This is a genomic window from Variovorax sp. P4_B11, from assembly GCF_056402355.1.
Window position 1 is genome coordinate 40,958 of the sequence record NZ_JBFUHO010000006.1, and the last position, 15,265, is coordinate 56,222.

Annotated in this window: 11 protein-coding genes; 2 read left to right on the plus strand and 9 right to left on the minus strand. The window is 70.8% G+C overall.

The features are described from left to right. Positions 1-147 precede the first annotated feature (147 nt). Positions 148-816, minus strand: a complete 669-nt coding sequence (locus AC1DYD_RS08395) for an N-acetyltransferase family protein (RefSeq protein WP_478172292.1) — start codon at positions 814-816, stop codon at positions 148-150. 235 nt (positions 817-1,051) lie between these two features. Here AC1DYD_RS08395 and AC1DYD_RS08400 point away from each other — a divergent pair, with 235 nt between their 5' ends. Both AC1DYD_RS08400 and AC1DYD_RS08405 read left to right on the plus strand, forming a co-directional pair. After that, the gene (locus AC1DYD_RS08400) at positions 1,052-2,536 is read left to right on the plus strand and encodes a metallophosphoesterase (RefSeq protein ID WP_478172293.1); all 1,485 of its coding nucleotides are present in this window, start codon (positions 1,052-1,054) and stop codon (positions 2,534-2,536) included. Further along, positions 2,533-6,213, plus strand: a complete 3,681-nt coding sequence (locus tag AC1DYD_RS08405) for an alpha/beta fold hydrolase (protein ID WP_478172294.1) — start codon at positions 2,533-2,535, stop codon at positions 6,211-6,213. The genes AC1DYD_RS08400 and AC1DYD_RS08405 overlap by 4 nt, the downstream gene beginning before the upstream one ends. Here AC1DYD_RS08405 and AC1DYD_RS08410 read toward each other — a convergent pair. From AC1DYD_RS08410 to AC1DYD_RS08445, 8 genes are all read right to left on the minus strand, one after another. Then, entirely contained in the window at positions 6,194-8,773 is a 2,580-nt protein-coding gene (locus tag AC1DYD_RS08410; RefSeq protein WP_478172295.1) for an ATP-binding protein, read from the minus strand. The two genes, AC1DYD_RS08405 and AC1DYD_RS08410, sit on opposite strands and share 20 nt — an antisense overlap. 175 nt (positions 8,774-8,948) lie before the next feature. Beyond that, positions 8,949-9,716: a class I SAM-dependent methyltransferase gene (locus tag AC1DYD_RS08415; RefSeq protein ID WP_478172296.1), complete on the minus strand. Its 768-nt coding sequence runs from the start codon at positions 9,714-9,716 to the stop codon at positions 8,949-8,951. 18 nt (positions 9,717-9,734) lie between these two features. After that, positions 9,735-10,607: an intradiol ring-cleavage dioxygenase gene (locus tag AC1DYD_RS08420; RefSeq protein ID WP_478172297.1), complete on the minus strand. Its 873-nt coding sequence runs from the start codon at positions 10,605-10,607 to the stop codon at positions 9,735-9,737. After that, the gene (locus AC1DYD_RS08425) at positions 10,591-11,664 is read right to left on the minus strand and encodes a branched-chain amino acid ABC transporter permease (RefSeq protein WP_478172298.1); all 1,074 of its coding nucleotides are present in this window, start codon (positions 11,662-11,664) and stop codon (positions 10,591-10,593) included. The genes AC1DYD_RS08420 and AC1DYD_RS08425 overlap by 17 nt, the downstream gene beginning before the upstream one ends. A gap of 22 nt (positions 11,665-11,686) precedes the next feature. Continuing rightward, positions 11,687-12,547: a branched-chain amino acid ABC transporter permease gene (locus AC1DYD_RS08430; protein WP_478172299.1), complete on the minus strand. Its 861-nt coding sequence runs from the start codon at positions 12,545-12,547 to the stop codon at positions 11,687-11,689. Then, a complete protein-coding gene (locus tag AC1DYD_RS08435; RefSeq protein ID WP_478172300.1) occupies positions 12,544-13,269 on the minus strand; it encodes an ABC transporter ATP-binding protein in 726 nt (241 codons plus the stop codon). Before AC1DYD_RS08435 ends, AC1DYD_RS08430 begins: the two co-directional genes overlap by 4 nt. Next, positions 13,266-13,985: an ABC transporter ATP-binding protein gene (locus AC1DYD_RS08440; protein WP_478172301.1), complete on the minus strand. Its 720-nt coding sequence runs from the start codon at positions 13,983-13,985 to the stop codon at positions 13,266-13,268. Before AC1DYD_RS08440 ends, AC1DYD_RS08435 begins: the two co-directional genes overlap by 4 nt. A 5-nt stretch (positions 13,986-13,990) precedes the next feature. After that, entirely contained in the window at positions 13,991-15,250 is a 1,260-nt protein-coding gene (locus AC1DYD_RS08445; RefSeq protein WP_478172302.1) for an ABC transporter substrate-binding protein, read from the minus strand. Between the last annotated feature and the right edge of the window lie 15 nt (positions 15,251-15,265).

Here is a 15,265-nt window from a genome sequence, read left to right on the forward strand (position 1 = left end):
GACAAACACGGACCTGCGGCGCGGGCACCCCGCCGTCACGATGCGCCCGGCCGACGCGCAACCGCATCGTCCAGCGCAAGCAGGCCGCCGGCGGGCTCTAGCCGGCCGACCTTCCGGGCGGCGCCGGCGGGATGCTCCGGTCGGTCGTCATGGCGTCTTCAACGGCGACTGGACCCCCAGTGCGAACTGGCCGATCAGCCAGCGGCGCAAGGCCCCGGGCAGGCCCCGGGCGCCCTGTGGCCGGCGCGGCGACACGCCGCGCTCGAGGCGAAGCAGGTCGCCGCTGGAGCCCTGCGAGCAGGTCTGGAAGCCCATGCGGTGCAGGAAGCCGATCATTCGGGTGTTGGCCGCCAGCACCTCGCCGTAGAGCCGGCGCAGGCCGGCATCGTGGGCCGCTTCGAGCAGGCAGTCGATCAGCTGGTCGGCCAGGCCCTGGCCCTGCCAGGCATCGACGACGGCGATCGCCACTTCGGCGCAGCCCGGTTCGTCGCCGACGCGGTAGCGCACCTCGCCGATGAGCTCCTCGCCATCGGCCAGCGCGAGCGCGGCGACGAAGACGACGTGGCGCACGCCGTCGACGCAGACCAGCTGCTGCAGCGTGAACGGCGTGCAATCGCCGACGTCGCCATGGAAGCGGTCATCGCGCGAGGCCTCCGAGAGCTTGCCGACGAAGTCGCCGAAGCGGCGCGCATCGTCCAGGCGCAGCGGACGGATCCGGGCCCGCACGCCGTTGCGCAGGATCGCGCTGCGCGGCTGGCCGACGGCACGCAGCGACGCGGCGATGGCAGCGGCGGGGGAAGTGTGCGGTCGGCGCATGGCGTTTGGGCGGCTGGTGGAGGAAGCCCAAGGTTCTCGCCGCCAGGCCTTGCAGTCCTTAAGGCGTGCTGAAGCGTGCTGAATGCGCGCACCGGATTCAGCACGCTTCAGGACGGATTCAGGACGCCCCGGGCGGCAACGGTCACACTCGATGCCGGGCACCGATTGCCCTGAATCGAATGGAAGCGAACATGAACGGGATTGCCGCCCCCCTGATCCCCGGAGCCCTTGCCTTATGAGCGCCGGAGTCGGACCCCGCTATGTCTGCCTGTCCGACCTGCACCTCGGTGCCGGCTACAGCACCCTCACATCGACCGACGCCAAGGGACAGCCCGACCCGAGCCGCCCCAGCGACACACTGGCGGCACTGGGCCAGGCCCTGCGCCAGCTGCTCGGCACGCTCGGCGATGGCCCGCCGCCGACGCTGATCCTGCTCGGCGACGTGCTCGACATGGGCCTGTCGCCTATGGGCAGCGTCGCCGCCGCCTTCCGCTGCTTCGTCGAGGCCGTGATGCTCGACGGCGACCGGCCGCTGTTCGCGCCGCGCGTGCTCTGCGTGCCGGGCAACCACGACCACCACCTGTGGCGCATCGCCCAGGACCAGCACTTCCAGGACGGCCTGGGCGAAGGCCGCATCGACAGCGACCTGATCGCGCACACGCCGCTGTTCCAGGCGCCCGATGCGAGCGGCATCCAGTCGCCGATGCTGACCGGCCTGATCAACCGCCATCCGGCCCTGAAAGAGACCCGGGTCGAGATCGCCTACCCCAACCTCGGCCTGCTCGATGCCGACCGCCAGCGCTGCGTGGTGCTGCACCACGGCCACTACGTGGACCCGATGTACCGCGTGGTCTCGGCCCTCGATGCGCAGACGCCGGGCCACCACGGCCGCGGCCCGGCCTCGATGGCGCAGCTCGAGACCCAGAACGGCGCCTGGGTCGACTTCCTGTGGTCGGACCTCGGCAGCGCCGGCGCCACCGGCACCGAGGCGACCACGCTGTACGAGGTGATGCGCGACGCCGGCGCCTCGCAGCGCTTCGCGCAGCGCCTGTCGGCCCTGCTCGTGGCCCGGCTCGGCCAGCGCTTCGGCGTCAGCGGCAAGATGCCGACGGTGCAGGGGATCACGCTCGACCAGCTGCTGCTGGGCGCGCTCGATGTCACGCTCGGCCGGGGCGCGCAGTCGCAGCGCGACAGCACCCTCGAGCTGATGACCGCCAGCGACGTCGCCGACCTGCGCTGGTTCCTGTCGGGCCCGGTCAAGCTGCAGCTCGAGCACGCCGGCCTGCGGCCGTCCGGGCTCGACCTCGCCTTCGTCTTCGGCCACACCCACAAGCCGTTCCAGGACGAACTGCCGGTGGCCGGCTTCGACCGGCCCGTGCGGGTCTTCAACACCGGGGGCTGGGTGATGGACCAGCCGACCATGGCCTCGACCCAGGGCGCTGCGGCGGTGTTCATCGACGAGGCGCTCAACCTCGCGTCGCTGCGGCTCTTCAACGACCCGGTCAACGCCCGCATGGCACCGGTGCAGGCGCAGGGCGTCGGCGGCTTCCGCGACCGCGACAACCCGATGCTGGCCGCCCTGGCCGCCGGGCTCGAACGCACGGCGCCCGCCTGGCAAGCCTTCTCGCGCGCGGCCCGGCAGGCCACCGAAGACCGCGCCGCCCAATTGCTCGACAAGTTCTTCCACGCCTCGGCCCGGGCCGAGGATCCCGCCCCATGATGAAACGCATCGCACGGCCGCTCGAGCAGCTGGCCTCCCACTACACCGTGGTCGTGGTCGGCTCCGGCTACGGCGCCGGCGTCGCCGCCTCGCGCCTGGCGCGCGCCGGCCAGTCGGTCTGCGTGCTCGAGCGCGGCCGCGAGATCCTGCCCGGCGACTACCCGGACGACATGGCCGGCGCGGGGGCCGACATGCAGGTCGACGGCGCGCGCGGCAAGCTCGGCGCCGCCGACGGGCTCTACAACCTGCACCTCAACGACGACATGCTCGCGATGGTCGGCTGCGGCCTTGGCGGCACCTCGCTGATCAATGCCAACGTGGCCCTCGAGATCGATCCGCGGCTGTTCGGCGCCACGCCCTGGCCCGAGCCCTTCCGCCGCGAACCGGCACTGCTCGACCCCTACATCGCGCGCGCCCGGCAGATGCTGGATCCCTCGCCCTACCCCGACGACTACCCGCCGCTCAACAAGCTGCAAGCGCTCGAGAAATCGGCCCAGGCGATGAAGCAGCCGTTCATGCGGCCACCGATCGCGGTCAATTTCGTCGACCAGCTGAACCCCTTCGGCGTCCCCCAGCCGCGCTGCAACCTGTGCGGCGATTGCACCAGCGGCTGCAACGTGGGTGCCAAGAACACCACGCTGATGAACTACCTGCCGGACGCGGCGAACCATGGCGCCGAGATCTTCACCGGCGCGCGCGTGAGCCATGTCGAGCGCGACGGCGATCGCTGGCGCGTGGTCTTCGACCCGGTGGCGCTGCGCGGCGAGGCCGCGCCGGCGTCGACCGCGCCACGCAGCGTGACCGCCGACGTGGTGATGCTCGGCGCCGGGGCGCTGGGCTCGACCGAGATCCTGCTGCGCTCGCGCGCGCATGGCCTGCCCTTGTCGGACCGGCTTGGTACGCGCTTCTCCGGCAACGGCGACGTGCTGGCGCTGGGCTTCGACACCCACTGGCGGACCGCCCCCGACGCCGAGGGGAACGCAGTCCGCAGCAGCATCCACGGCGTCGGCGCCGGCCGCAGCAAGCTGGCGCCGCAGCAGATGCCCGGCCCCTGCATCACCGGCGTGATCGACCTGCGCAACGCGCCCGAGGTGGGCGACGGCCTGGTGATCGAGGAAGGCGTGATCCCCGGCGCGCTGGCGTCGATGCTGACGCCGGCCCTGTTCTTCGCCGATGCGATGAAGGGGGGCGAATTCGCCTACGGCGTGGCCGAGGCCAAGTCGCGCCTGCTCGACGCACAGGCCATGAGCGAGGCGGTGCAGAACCCCGGCGGCCTGGCCATGGCGGCCTACACCGGCGCGGTGGCACGCACCCAGACCTACCTGGTGATGAGCGTGGACGATGCCGGCGGCACGCTGCGCCTGCGGGACGACCGGCTGCGCATCGACTGGCCCGAGGCCGGGGCCAGCCCGGTGATCGCCAAGGACAACCAGTGGCTGCAGGCGGCCAACGAGGCGGTGCAGGGCCAGTTCATCCCGAACCCGCTGTGGAGCGAAGCGCTGGGCCGCAAGCTGATCACGGTGCATCCGCTGGGCGGATGCGGCATGGGCGACAGCGCCGCCGACGGCGTGGTCAACCACCGGAGCCAGGTGTTCGCGGGCCGCGACGGCCAGGCGGTGCATGAAGGCCTCTACGTCTGCGACGGCGCGGTACTGCCGGGCGCGGCCGGCGTCAACCCGCTGCTGACCATCACTGCGCTGGCCGAGCGCGCCTGCCAGCTGCTGTGCGACCAGCGCGGCTGGGCGCTGGACCTCGGCTTGGCGCCGCGCGCGCCACTGCCGGCCTCGGCCACCGCCGCGCCACCGCCGCCGGGACTGCTGCGGCGCATCGTCGACGGTGTCGAGGCCACCGCCATCGCGCTCGCCAAGGACGCGATCAGCGAGGTCATCCGGAGGGACCCGGCGCTGCTGAGCCCGAGCTTCCAGTTCACCGAGACCATGCACGGCTGGATCAGCACCGAGGCGGTGCTGCCGCGCAGCGGCGCGCAGCAGCGGCTGGCGAGCGACTACGAGCTCGCCTGCACCTGGGGCAAGGCGCGGGGCCAGGCCATGCGCTTCGAGCTCACGATCCACACCGGCGACCTGCACCAGATGGTTTCGGACCCGACGCATCCGGCCCGCATCACCGGCAGCGTGACCTGCCCGGCGCTGTGGAGCGAGCCGATGCCGGTGGCCAGCGGCGTGTTCCACCTGCTGCCGGCCGACGCCCAGCGGGTCGAGACCTGGACCATGACCTACGAAATGGTGCTTCGGCGCGGCGACTCGCGGCTGCGCTTCAAGGGCCACAAGGTGCTGCACCAGCGGCCCGGTTCCTCGCCGTGGACCGACACCACGACCCTGTTCGTGCGGGTCTACGACGGCGACGGCATGACCGGCTCGCTGCTGGCGCAGGGCATCCTGACGCTGGACCTCGAGGACCTGCTGTGGCAAGGCTCGAGCCTCGAGATGAAGCCACCGCCGAGCCTGCCCGGCGTGATCGAAGCCCACGTACCGGCGGCGCAGAAGGCCATCGCCAGCGCCTACCTCGCCAAGTTCGGCGCCTTCTTCGGCATGACGCTGTTCCGCGCCTATGGCGGGCTGCTCGCCGACCTCCACAACTTCCCGGCGCTCGACCTGGCGCAAATCCCGCGCCGCGCCTTGCGCGCACCGGCGCCGGTGGTGCACCACGTCGATGTCGGCGACGGCTTCCGGATCAGGCTCACGCGCTACACCGGCGGCACGCTCGGGCCGGTGGTGCTGGCGCCGGGCTTCTCGGTGCGGGCCTCCTCGTTCGCGACCGACACCGTCGACCAGAACCTGGTCGAGGCGCTCTGCGAGCGCGGCTACGACGTCTGGCTGTTCGACTACCGGGCCAGCCCCGACTCCGGCAGCCCGATCGCGCCCTTCACGATCGACGACATCGCGCGCACCGACTGGCCGGCCGCGGTGCGCTTCATCCTGCAGGCCACCGGCGCGAAGGACCTGCAGGCGATCGCCCATTGCGTCGGCTCGATGAGCCTGCTGATGGCGCTCCTGGCCGGCATGACCGGCGTGCGCTCGCTGGTGTCTTCGCAGCTCACGCTGCACCCGGTCACGGGCTGGCTGAACGACGCCAAGGCCGACATCGGCCTGGCCCGGGTGCTCGAGAACTATGCGCCGCTCGACGGGCGCTTCGACAGCGTGCCCGGCAGCACCGACCTCGACCGCGAGATCGACACGCTGGCCTGGAAGGTGCCGGTGCCGGCCGGCGAGGAATGCAAGAACCCGCTGTGCCACCGCGTGTTCTCGATCTTCGGCGCCTCGTATGCGCACGCGCAGCTCAACCACGCCACGCACACCGCGCTGGCGCAGATGTTCGGCAGCGTGTCGCTGCATCCCTTCGAGCACCTGAGCCTGATCATGCAGCGCGCCAAGGCGGTCGACAGCGAAGGCCGCGACGTCTACGTGACGCCGGCCAACGCGCCGCGGCTGGCGCTGCCGATCAGCTTCGTGGCCGGCGCCGGCAACCAGCTGTTCTTTCCCGAGACCTCCATGCGCACGCAGGCCTGGCTATCGAGGCACAACGACCCGGCGCTCTACACCCGCCACGTGTTCGAGGGCTATGCGCACATGGACCTGTTCGTCGGCCGCAACGCCGCGCGCGACATCTTCCCGACGCTGATCGCGCAACTCGAAGGTGTCAGGCCGGCAAAGCTCTGAGGCCGGCCGAGGCCAGCGCGATGGCGGCATCCTCGTCGAGGCCGGCACCCTCGAAGCGCCAGGCCGCCACCTCGGCCGGTGCATGGACGGCACCGACCAGGGCCAGCGTGGCATTGAGCATGCGGGTGTCGGTCTGGCTGCGCACCTCGCCGCGCCGCGCGCGTGCCGCATCGTCGCAGCCGACCATCCGCGCGGCGTCGCGCAAACGGCCCTGCCGCGCCGCCAGCAGGGCCAGCATGCCCGCGAAATGGCGCAGGCCCAGCGAGCGACGGCAATGCGGCAGGCTCTGCATGACCTGGGCCTGGGCCTCCGACAGCGTGCCCTGCACCGTCAGGGCATGCGCGTACCAGTTGAGCGCAAAGGCCATCATCTGGGCATCGGTCATCGGCGAGCGACGCAGATGCTCGATCATGGCGCGGAACTGGTCCACCGCCTCGTCGACATGGCCGATCTCCTGGTGCAGCGCGGCCAGGTTGTTGAGCACGTAGAACAGGACGCGCGCATCGCCGCCGGCGCGCACCAGCGGCAGGGCCTGGGCAAAGGCGGCCAGCGCCTCCTCGGTCCGTCCCTGGTAGCGCCGGACCATGCCGCAGTTGTAGAGCCAGAGGCCGCGGAAGCCATGCAGGTGCGGCTGCTCGATCAACTCGAGGCCCCGGGCGAGATGGCGCTCGGCGCCTTCGAAGTCGGCCGTCACCGCCCCAACGTAGGCGCTCATGCACAGGGCGATCACCAGGCGGCCCTGGGCCTCCTCCTGCGCCAGTTCCTGCTCGAAGATGGCGCGCGTGCGCGCCAGCAGCGTCATGCGCTCCTGGGCGCTGACGCCGCCGTGCAGGCCGACCATCGCCAGGCCCATGTGGAAATCGGCCTCAACGAATGGCGGGGTGTCGTCGCCGACCAGGGCTTCGGCCATCCGCATCCAGCGCACGCCCTCGCCATAGCGCCCGGCCTGGTACATGAGCACCGCCGCGATGTTCACCAACTCGAGGGCCAGCGCCGCGTCGCCGCCCTCGCCGCAGGCCCATTCGATGGCGCTGCGCAGGTTGTCGATCTCCGGGATGCAGGCCATCACCCACGGGTCCATCGATTCGAAACCCGTGCGTCCGGCCCGCGCCGGGCGGTCGATCGCCGCGCGCACGCAGCGCGCGTGCCACTCGCGCAGGCGCTCCCATTCGCCGGCCGCCTCGAGCCCCTCGCGCGCATAGGCGCGGGCGCTCTCGAGCAGCCGGTAGCGCGGCGTGGCGCCGGCTTCGAGCACCACCATCGACTTGTCGATCAGGTTGCCGAGCAGGTCGAGCACGGTCCAGGCATCGAGGCTGTCGTCCGCCGCCACCTGCTGCGCCAGCTCGAGGCCGAAGCCGCCGACGAAAACGCCGAGCCGGCGAAACACCTGCTGCTCCAGCGGGCTCAGCAGCGCGTGGCTCCAGTCGAGCGTCGCGCGCAGCGTGCGGTGGCGCGACGGAGCATCCCGGGCGCCGTTGTTGAGGATGCGCAGGCGCTGCCCCAGGTGCTGCCGCACCCCGTGCACGCCGAGCAGCGGCACCCGGGCGGCGGCGAGCTCCAGTGCCAGCGGCATGCCGTCGAGCGCGCGGCAGATGTCCACCACGGCCTCGAGATTGGAATCGTCGAGCCGGAAGCCCGGCTGCAGCGCGCCGACGCGCGCCGCGAACAGGACCAGCGCCCCATGGGCCGCAGCGTCGGCCGAGTCGGCGTCGACCGGCACGGCCAGCGTGCCCAGCCGCATCGACTGCTCGGCGGCCAGCCGCAGCGGCTCCTGGCTGGTGACGAGGATGTGCAGTTCGGGCACGGCCGCCAGCAGATGGCCGACCAGCGCCGCGGCGGCATCGATCAGGTGCTCGCAGTTGTCCAGCAGCAGCAGTTCGCGGCCGCGCAGGCGCTCGGCCAGCTCGACCGCCGGATCGGCATGGCCGGGCAATCCGATGCGCAGTGCCCGGGCCACCGCGCCCGGCACGGCAGCAGGCTCCGTGACGTGGGCCAGCTCGACCATCCAGGCGCCATCGCGAAAGCCATGCGCCAGCTCCCGGGCCAGGGCCCGGGCCAGGCTGGTCTTGCCGATGCCGCCCGCCCCGAGCAGGCTGACCAGCCGGTGTTCGCGCACCAGATCGCGCAACCGCGCCAGATCCTGGGCGCGGCCCAGCAAGGGAGGGAGCGCCGCATTCAGGTTTCCCAGCTCGGATTGCAACGCCGGGGAGGCCGGCGCGGCCACCGCAGGCGCGCGGACATCGGCCGGGGACGAGTCGTCCAGCACGGCGGCAAAGCGATAGCCGCGTCCGGGCACCGTCACGATGGCCTTGGCGCCGAGCAGCTTGCGCAGCGCGCTCACCTGGACCTGGAGATTGTTCTCCTCGACCACGAGGTTGGGCCAGACGAGGTCGAGCAGCTCGTTCTTGGTCAGCATGCGCTCGCGGTGCGTGATCAGCGCCAGCAGCACATCGAAGGCACGGGCGCCGAGGGCGGCCGGCTCGCCGTCCACCCGCAATTCGCGGCTGGCAGGATTCAACTCGACGCGGTCGAAGCGATAGATCGACTCAGTGACCTGCACGCGCCCCCCCTGTCGCTTCGCCCTCGATGCCGCGCACCCCGCCCCCCTGTCCCACTGCCATGGTTCCGCTCCTGGTTGAAGGCGTGCGTGCCCCGCGCGCCCGGGTGGGTTTGTAACTGATTGCGCGCTTCGGCGCATCCCTCATCGCTTGACGACCGGCGCTGATCGTGCCCGCTCAACCCGGCTTGATCGCGCTGTACTCCGAGAAGACGCCGAGTTCGACATGCCGCTGGACGTCCTCGAAGCCGGCGGCGCGCAATGCGGCCAGCACCGATTCCGGCGCGATGCAGGCCTCGATCGTGTCCCAGTAGTAGCGCCACAGCTCGGCCGTGTCGTGCCCGCGCGCCACCACCCTGGCGATCAACGGCACCACGCCGCGCATGTAGCCCTTGAGCACCGCCGTGCCGACGCGGCCCGAAGGCTTGGTGATCTCCAGCACCAGCAGCCGGCCGCCCGGCCGCAGCACCCGGAAGAACTCGGCAAAGGCCGCGTTCACGTCGGCGATGTGGCGCAGTGCGTAGCCCATGCTGACGAAGTCGCTGCTGGCATCGGGCCGCGGCAGTGCCTCGGCCCGGCCGCGCACCAGCTCGACGCCCGGCAGTGCCACCTGGCCCATCATCCCCGGGCTGGGGTCGACGCCGACCAGCTGCCCGCGCGGGCCGATCAGCGTCAGCGCTTCGCGGGCGACCAGCCCGGTGCCGATGCCGACGTCGAGCACCTGCGCGCCGGCCGAGAGCCCGGCGCGCTGCAGCGCCGAGCGCCTGTACCAGGGCCCCGAGCCGAGCGCCAGCACCCGTTCGATGCGGTCGTAGTCGGGCGCGGTGTCGTCGAAGATGCGGCGCAGGAACTGCTGGTGCTCGGCCTCGTCGCCGTAGTAGGCCGGCAGCGGCGTGTGCGGCGCGAGCGCCGCTGGCGGAGGGGTCGACGGGCGGGGGCTGTGCATCGGGGCATTATGGCCACCTTAGCCGGGCGCAACGGCAGGCTCCAGCACGAAATCGAAGGCCAGCGTGTGGAAGGACCCGGCCTGCACGCTGCCGTCGGGCCCGGTGCCGGCGGGATGCGAGACGAAATCGCCGATCAGCGAGCTGCGCACGCCGAACACCGCGTCGCTGTCGAGGTAGTCGTCGCCCTCGCGGAACACGTGCGTGATGAGCGTCTCGTAGCCCGGCGCCCGGATCATGAAGTGGACGTGCGCGGGTCGCCACGGATGGCGCCGGGTCGCCCGCAGCATCGCACCCACCGGCCCGTCGGTGGGGATCGGATAGGCCACCGGCATCACACCGCGGAACCACAGCCGGCCCTCGGCGTCGGTGCGAAAGACGGCCCGGCCCTGCGGGCGATCCAGTCCCGGGCGCTGCACGTCGTAGAAGCCTTCGGCGTCGGCCTCCCAGACATCGACCTCGGCATCGGCGACCGGCTCGCCATCGCGGCCGTGCACGGTGGCCTGCACGAACAGCGGCTCGCCCGCGGCACCGCCCGAGATGTCGGCGCCGAGCGGCAGCCGGGGCGCGCCCTGCACGTGGAAGGGGCCGAACACGGTCGCCTCGGTGGCCTGGGCGCTCTTCGCGTGGTTCATCGCCACGGTCAGCATCGACAGGCCCAGCGTGTCCGACAGCAGGATGAACTCCTGCCGCTTGGCGTCGCACTTCTGGCCCGTCGCGGTCAGGAACTCGATGCCGGCGGCCCACTCGGCCTCGGTCAGCTTCACTTCGCGCGCGAAGTCGTGCAGATGGCGCACCAGCGCCGACATCACTTCCTTCAGCCGCGGGTTCTCGCACCCCGCCATGCGATCGAGCACGGCGGCGGTGATGGTGTTCTCATTGATGTTTCGCATGGGGATGAAGCTCCAGTTCAGGGGGACGCGCGGCAGGCATCGAACGCTTCGAGGCCGCCGCATCCTGCACGACCAGCCGTCGCTGCGTCGGGAACAGCGACCAGCCCCAGCGCTGCTGCGCGTAGCCCCAGAGGCCTTGCTTGAAGAAGATGGTGACGACGATCGCCAGCAGCCCGAGCCCGAGCAGGTACCAGGTGCCGTAGTCGCTCAGGAACTTGTTCAGCGCCCAGAAGATGAGCGCCCCGACCAGCGGCCCCTCGATGCGGCCGATGCCGCCGATCACGACCATGAAGATCGCGAAGGCGGTCCAGTTGACGCTGAAGGCCGCATCGGGGCTGATGCGCAGGTTGCCGACGAAATAGAGCGCCCCTGCCAGGCCGGCGCCGAAGGCCGCCACCACATAGACCGCGAGCTTCATGCGCGCGACCGGGATGCCTTGCGATTCGGCGGCGACCTCGTTGTCGCGGATCGCCAGCAGCGCCAGCCCGCGCTTGCTGCGCAGGAACAGGTAGACCAGCGCGACCGCCGCCACCACGCAGCCCAGCGCCGTCCAGTAGGTGACGCTCTCGCGGGTCGCGCGCTCGATGCCGCGCAGGGCGGTCAGCGTCGTGCCCGAGCCGCCGCCTACCGCCGACACGTTGGCGAAGCTGAGACGGAACACCTCGGCGATCACCCAGGTGCCGATGGCGAAGTAGCCGCCCGAGAGCCGGAAGGCGACGAAGGACACCGGCACCGCGATGAGCCCGGCCGCCAGCGCGCCGAGCGGGATCGCGACAAAGGGATTGACGCCGGCGAAGTTGCCGAGCATCAGCATCACGTAGCCGCCGAAGCCGAAGAAGGCCTGCTGCCCGATGCTCACCATGCCGCCGTAGCCCGCCAGCAGGTTCCACATCATCGCGAAGATGAAGTAGCAGGCGATCTCGACGAATTCGCGCATCCAGCTCGATTCGCCCCAGAACGGCAGCGTGGCGGCGCCGACCACCCCTGCGGCGGCGGCCCACAGCAGGGCGCGGCTCGCGGCCGTGCCACGCACCACGTCGAATGTCGGAGGCTTCATGACCGGTTCCATTTCTTCGGCCTCAGCCGCGCGTCTTCGGAAAAAGTCCCTGCGGCCGCAGCACCAGCACCGCGAGGAACACCAGATGGCCGAACCAGATGCCCCAGCCCGGATCGAGCCGGAAGCCGATCTGCTGCGCAAGGCCGAGGATCATGGCGCCGGCCAGCGTGCCCCAGAACGAGCCCATGCCGCCGATGATCACGGCCTCGAAGGCGAACAGCAGCAGCAGCGGGCCGTCCGACGGCGACACCGTGGTGCGCATGCCCTGCAGCGCGCCGGCGATCGCGATCAGCACGAAGGCGATGCCGGTGGCCAGCGCATAGACCCGGTTCGCGTTGAGGCCCATCAACTCGGCGATCTCGCGATCGTCGGAGACCGCGCGGAAGGTCCGGCCCAGCGGCGTGCGCGCGAACATCCACTGCATCGCCGCCGTGGCCGCCAGCGCCACCGCCAGGATGACCAGCGGCAGCACGCCGAGCGCCAGCGATTCGCCGAGCCGCAGCGACTCGGTGGCCAGCGGGCCGATCTCGATCGAGCGCGGATCGGCCGAGAACAGCTCCAGCAACAGGTTCTGGATCACGATCGAGAGGCCGAAGGTCACGACCAGCGAAGGCAGCGGATCCTTGCCCAGCGTGCGGTTGAGCACGTGGCGCTGCAGCAGGTAACCGACGCAGAAGGCCATCGGCAGCACCGCCAGCAGCACCCACAGCGGCGCGCTGCCGGTCAGCGAGACGCCGGCGATGGCGGCGAACGCGGCCAGGATGATGAAGTCGCCCTGCGCGACATTGGTCAGGCGCATGACGCCGAACATCAGCGACAGGCCGAGCGCGAACAGCGTGTAGAGGCCGCCGAGCAGCAGGCCCTGGATGACGGTCTCGATCATGGCGCCGCCTCCGCATGCGCCTCGAGCCCGAAGTAGGCCTGCGAGATCTGCTCCCGCGTGAGCTCGCTGGAGCGCCCGGTGAGCGACACGCGCCCTTCCTGCAGGCAGTAGACGCGCTGCGACACCTGCTGCGCCATCCCGACGTCCTGCTCGACGATCACCACCGTCATGCCTTCGGCCGTGATGCGCGGCATGGCGGCGTAGATCTCGCGGATCACGATCGGCGCCAGGCCGAGCGACAGCTCGTCGCACAGCAGCAGCTCGGGGTTGCTCATCAGCGCCCGGCCCAGCGCCACCATCTGCTGCTGGCCGCCCGACAGCGAAGTGGCGGGCTCGCCGCGCTTCCGCGCCAGGATCGGGAACATCTCGTACAGCCGCTTCAGGTCCCAGGGACCGCGGCGGCCGCTCGCCGCACCCATGCGCAGGTTCTCCTCGACGCTGAGACTCGGGAACAGGCGCCGGCCCTCGGGCACCATCGCCAGCCCGCGCCGCACGATCTCGCCGGGCGGCAAGCCGCCGATCGGCTGGCCCTTGAAGCGGATCGCCTCGCGTGGCGCCCGCACCAGCCCGGCCAGGCATTTCAGGAAGGTCGTCTTGCCGGCCCCGTTGGCACCGATGATCGCCAGCAGCTCGCCGGCGTGCAGCTCGAAGTCGATGCCGAACAGCGCCTGGGCATCACCATAGAAAGCCTGGAGGCCTTCGGTCGCAAGCAAGGCTGTCATCCTTCGATCCCCATGTACACCCGCCGCACTTCCGGGTCGTTCATTACCGCGCGCGGCTCGCCTTCCGCCAGCTTCTGCCCGAAGTTGATGACGAACAGCCGGTCGGCCAGCGACAGCAGCGCATGCACCACGTGCTCGATCCAGATCATGGTCACGCCGCGCGCCTTGATCTGCTGCAGCTCCTCGACCAGCTGCCGCGCCTCGGGCTCGGTCAGGCCGCCGGCGATCTCGTCGAGCAACAGCAGCTTCGGCCGGGTCGCCAGCGCACGCGCCAGTTCGAGCCGCTTGCGGTCGAGCAGCGTGAGTCCACCGGCCGGCTGGTTGGCGCGCGCCATCAGCCCGGTCTGCGCCAGCACCTCGTGCGCCGTCTGCCAGGCCTCCTGCTCGCGCTGTTGCGCACCGAAACACGCGGCGGTCACGAGGTTCTCGAACACGCTCATGTGGCCGAAGGGCTGCGGCACCTGGTAGCTGCGCCCGATGCCCGCATGGCAGCGCTGGTGCGGCTTGAGTCCGGTCACGTCGCGCCCTTCGTACTCGACCCGGCCCGCATCCACGCGCACGTCGCCCGAGATCAGGTTGAACAGCGTGGTCTTGCCCGCGCCGTTGGGCCCGAGGATGCCGAGCGTCTCGCCCTCGGCCACCGCGAGCGTGATGTCGTCGGTGACCTTGAGCGCCCCGTAGGACTTGCTGACGGCCTGCAGCGAGAGCAGCGTCATGCTGTTCAGCCCGGCATCGGCCGCAGCGTGCCGCCGACAGGGATGTCCGGCGCCGCCTCGTTGTTGACGATCGTCAGCTCGTACTTGTACTTCTTGCCCTTGCCCCACTGGCCGAGCACCAGCGGCGTCTTGCTGACGTTCCGGAACGGGCCCTGCCCGCCCCACTTGACCGGCCCGACCACGGTGGCCAGCGAGGTCGCCGCCACGGCGTCGCGCACGTCCGAGGCCTTCTGCGACTTGGCGCGGGAGAGCGCATCGGCCGCCACCTCGAACAGGGCGTGCGCAAAGCCGATCGGCTGCGTCCACTGCTTTTTGGCGCCGGTCTCGTAGGCCTCGGCCAGCGCCTTGGCGCTCTGCTTCGTCAGGCTCGAAGTGAACGGATGCGACGGGCTCCACCACACTTCGGTCGACAAGCCATCGCCGAGATCGCCGAGCGCATCGATCGCGCCCGGGAACAGCAGCGCCTTGCCGAGCGTGATGATCTTCGGCCGGAAGCCCTGCTGGCGCGCCTGCGTCAGGAAGGTCTTGGCATCGGGCGGAATCACGACGCCGGTGACGATCTCCACGCCGTCCTTCTTGAAGGCCGCGATCTGGGCACTGAAGTCCTGCGTGCCGTTCTGGAAGCGGCCCGGGTCGACCAGCGTGAAGCCCATCTGCGACAGCGGCTTGGGGAAGCCGAGCTCCTTGTCGCCCCAGGCATTGCCGTCGCCGTCGTTGGGGAACAGCCCGCCGACCTTCTTGTTGGTCGGAATGGACTTCCAGCCGCTCGTGAAGTTGGCGATGACATCCTCCAGCCCCCAGAACAGGTGATAGGTCCAGGCGAAGCCCTTGGCCGGATCGCCCTTGCGGCCGAAGAACCAGGGCTGCCACGGCACCACGCTCGAGATGCAGGGCACTTCGTTGAGCTCGCAGGCATCGCTGACCGGGTTGGCGGTCTCGGGCGTGCCGGCGGTCAGCACCAGCGCGACCTTCTCCTTCAGGATCAGGTCGTTGGCGACCTCGCCGGCGCGGTTCGGATTCGACTGGCTGTCCTTCAGCACGATCTGCACCGCGACCTTCTTGCCGCCGACGCTGATGCCGTCCTTGAAGGCGGTCTTCATCTGGTCGATGACCCACTTGTCGGCCTCGCCGAAGGGCGCCAGCGGCCCGGTCTGCGGCGACACGTAGCCGATCTTCAGCGTGTCGGCCGCGAACACCCGCGGCGCCGCGCCGCTGGCGGCCAGGGCGGCCGCGGCCTGGGTGAACTGCCTGCGATTGAGGGTCATGGTTGTCTCCTTCTT

Excerpts from the sequence above, each read along its gene's own strand:
- AC1DYD_RS08395 (WP_478172292.1), bottom strand. The coding sequence starts at position 816 with ATGCGCCGACCGCACACTTCCCCCGCCGCTGCCATCGCCGCGTCGCTG.
- AC1DYD_RS08400 (WP_478172293.1), top strand. The coding sequence starts at position 1,052 with ATGAGCGCCGGAGTCGGACCCCGCTATGTCTGCCTGTCCGACCTGCAC.
- AC1DYD_RS08405 (WP_478172294.1), top strand. The coding sequence starts at position 2,533 with ATGATGAAACGCATCGCACGGCCGCTCGAGCAGCTGGCCTCCCACTAC.
- AC1DYD_RS08415 (WP_478172296.1), bottom strand. The coding sequence starts at position 9,716 with ATGCACAGCCCCCGCCCGTCGACCCCTCCGCCAGCGGCGCTCGCGCCG.
- AC1DYD_RS08420 (WP_478172297.1), bottom strand. The coding sequence starts at position 10,607 with ATGCGAAACATCAATGAGAACACCATCACCGCCGCCGTGCTCGATCGC.
- AC1DYD_RS08425 (WP_478172298.1), bottom strand. The coding sequence starts at position 11,664 with ATGAAGCCTCCGACATTCGACGTGGTGCGTGGCACGGCCGCGAGCCGC.
- AC1DYD_RS08430 (WP_478172299.1), bottom strand. The coding sequence starts at position 12,547 with ATGATCGAGACCGTCATCCAGGGCCTGCTGCTCGGCGGCCTCTACACG.
- AC1DYD_RS08435 (WP_478172300.1), bottom strand. The coding sequence starts at position 13,269 with ATGACAGCCTTGCTTGCGACCGAAGGCCTCCAGGCTTTCTATGGTGAT.
- AC1DYD_RS08440 (WP_478172301.1), bottom strand. The coding sequence starts at position 13,985 with ATGACGCTGCTCTCGCTGCAGGCCGTCAGCAAGTCCTACGGGGCGCTC.
- AC1DYD_RS08445 (WP_478172302.1), bottom strand. The coding sequence starts at position 15,250 with ATGACCCTCAATCGCAGGCAGTTCACCCAGGCCGCGGCCGCCCTGGCC.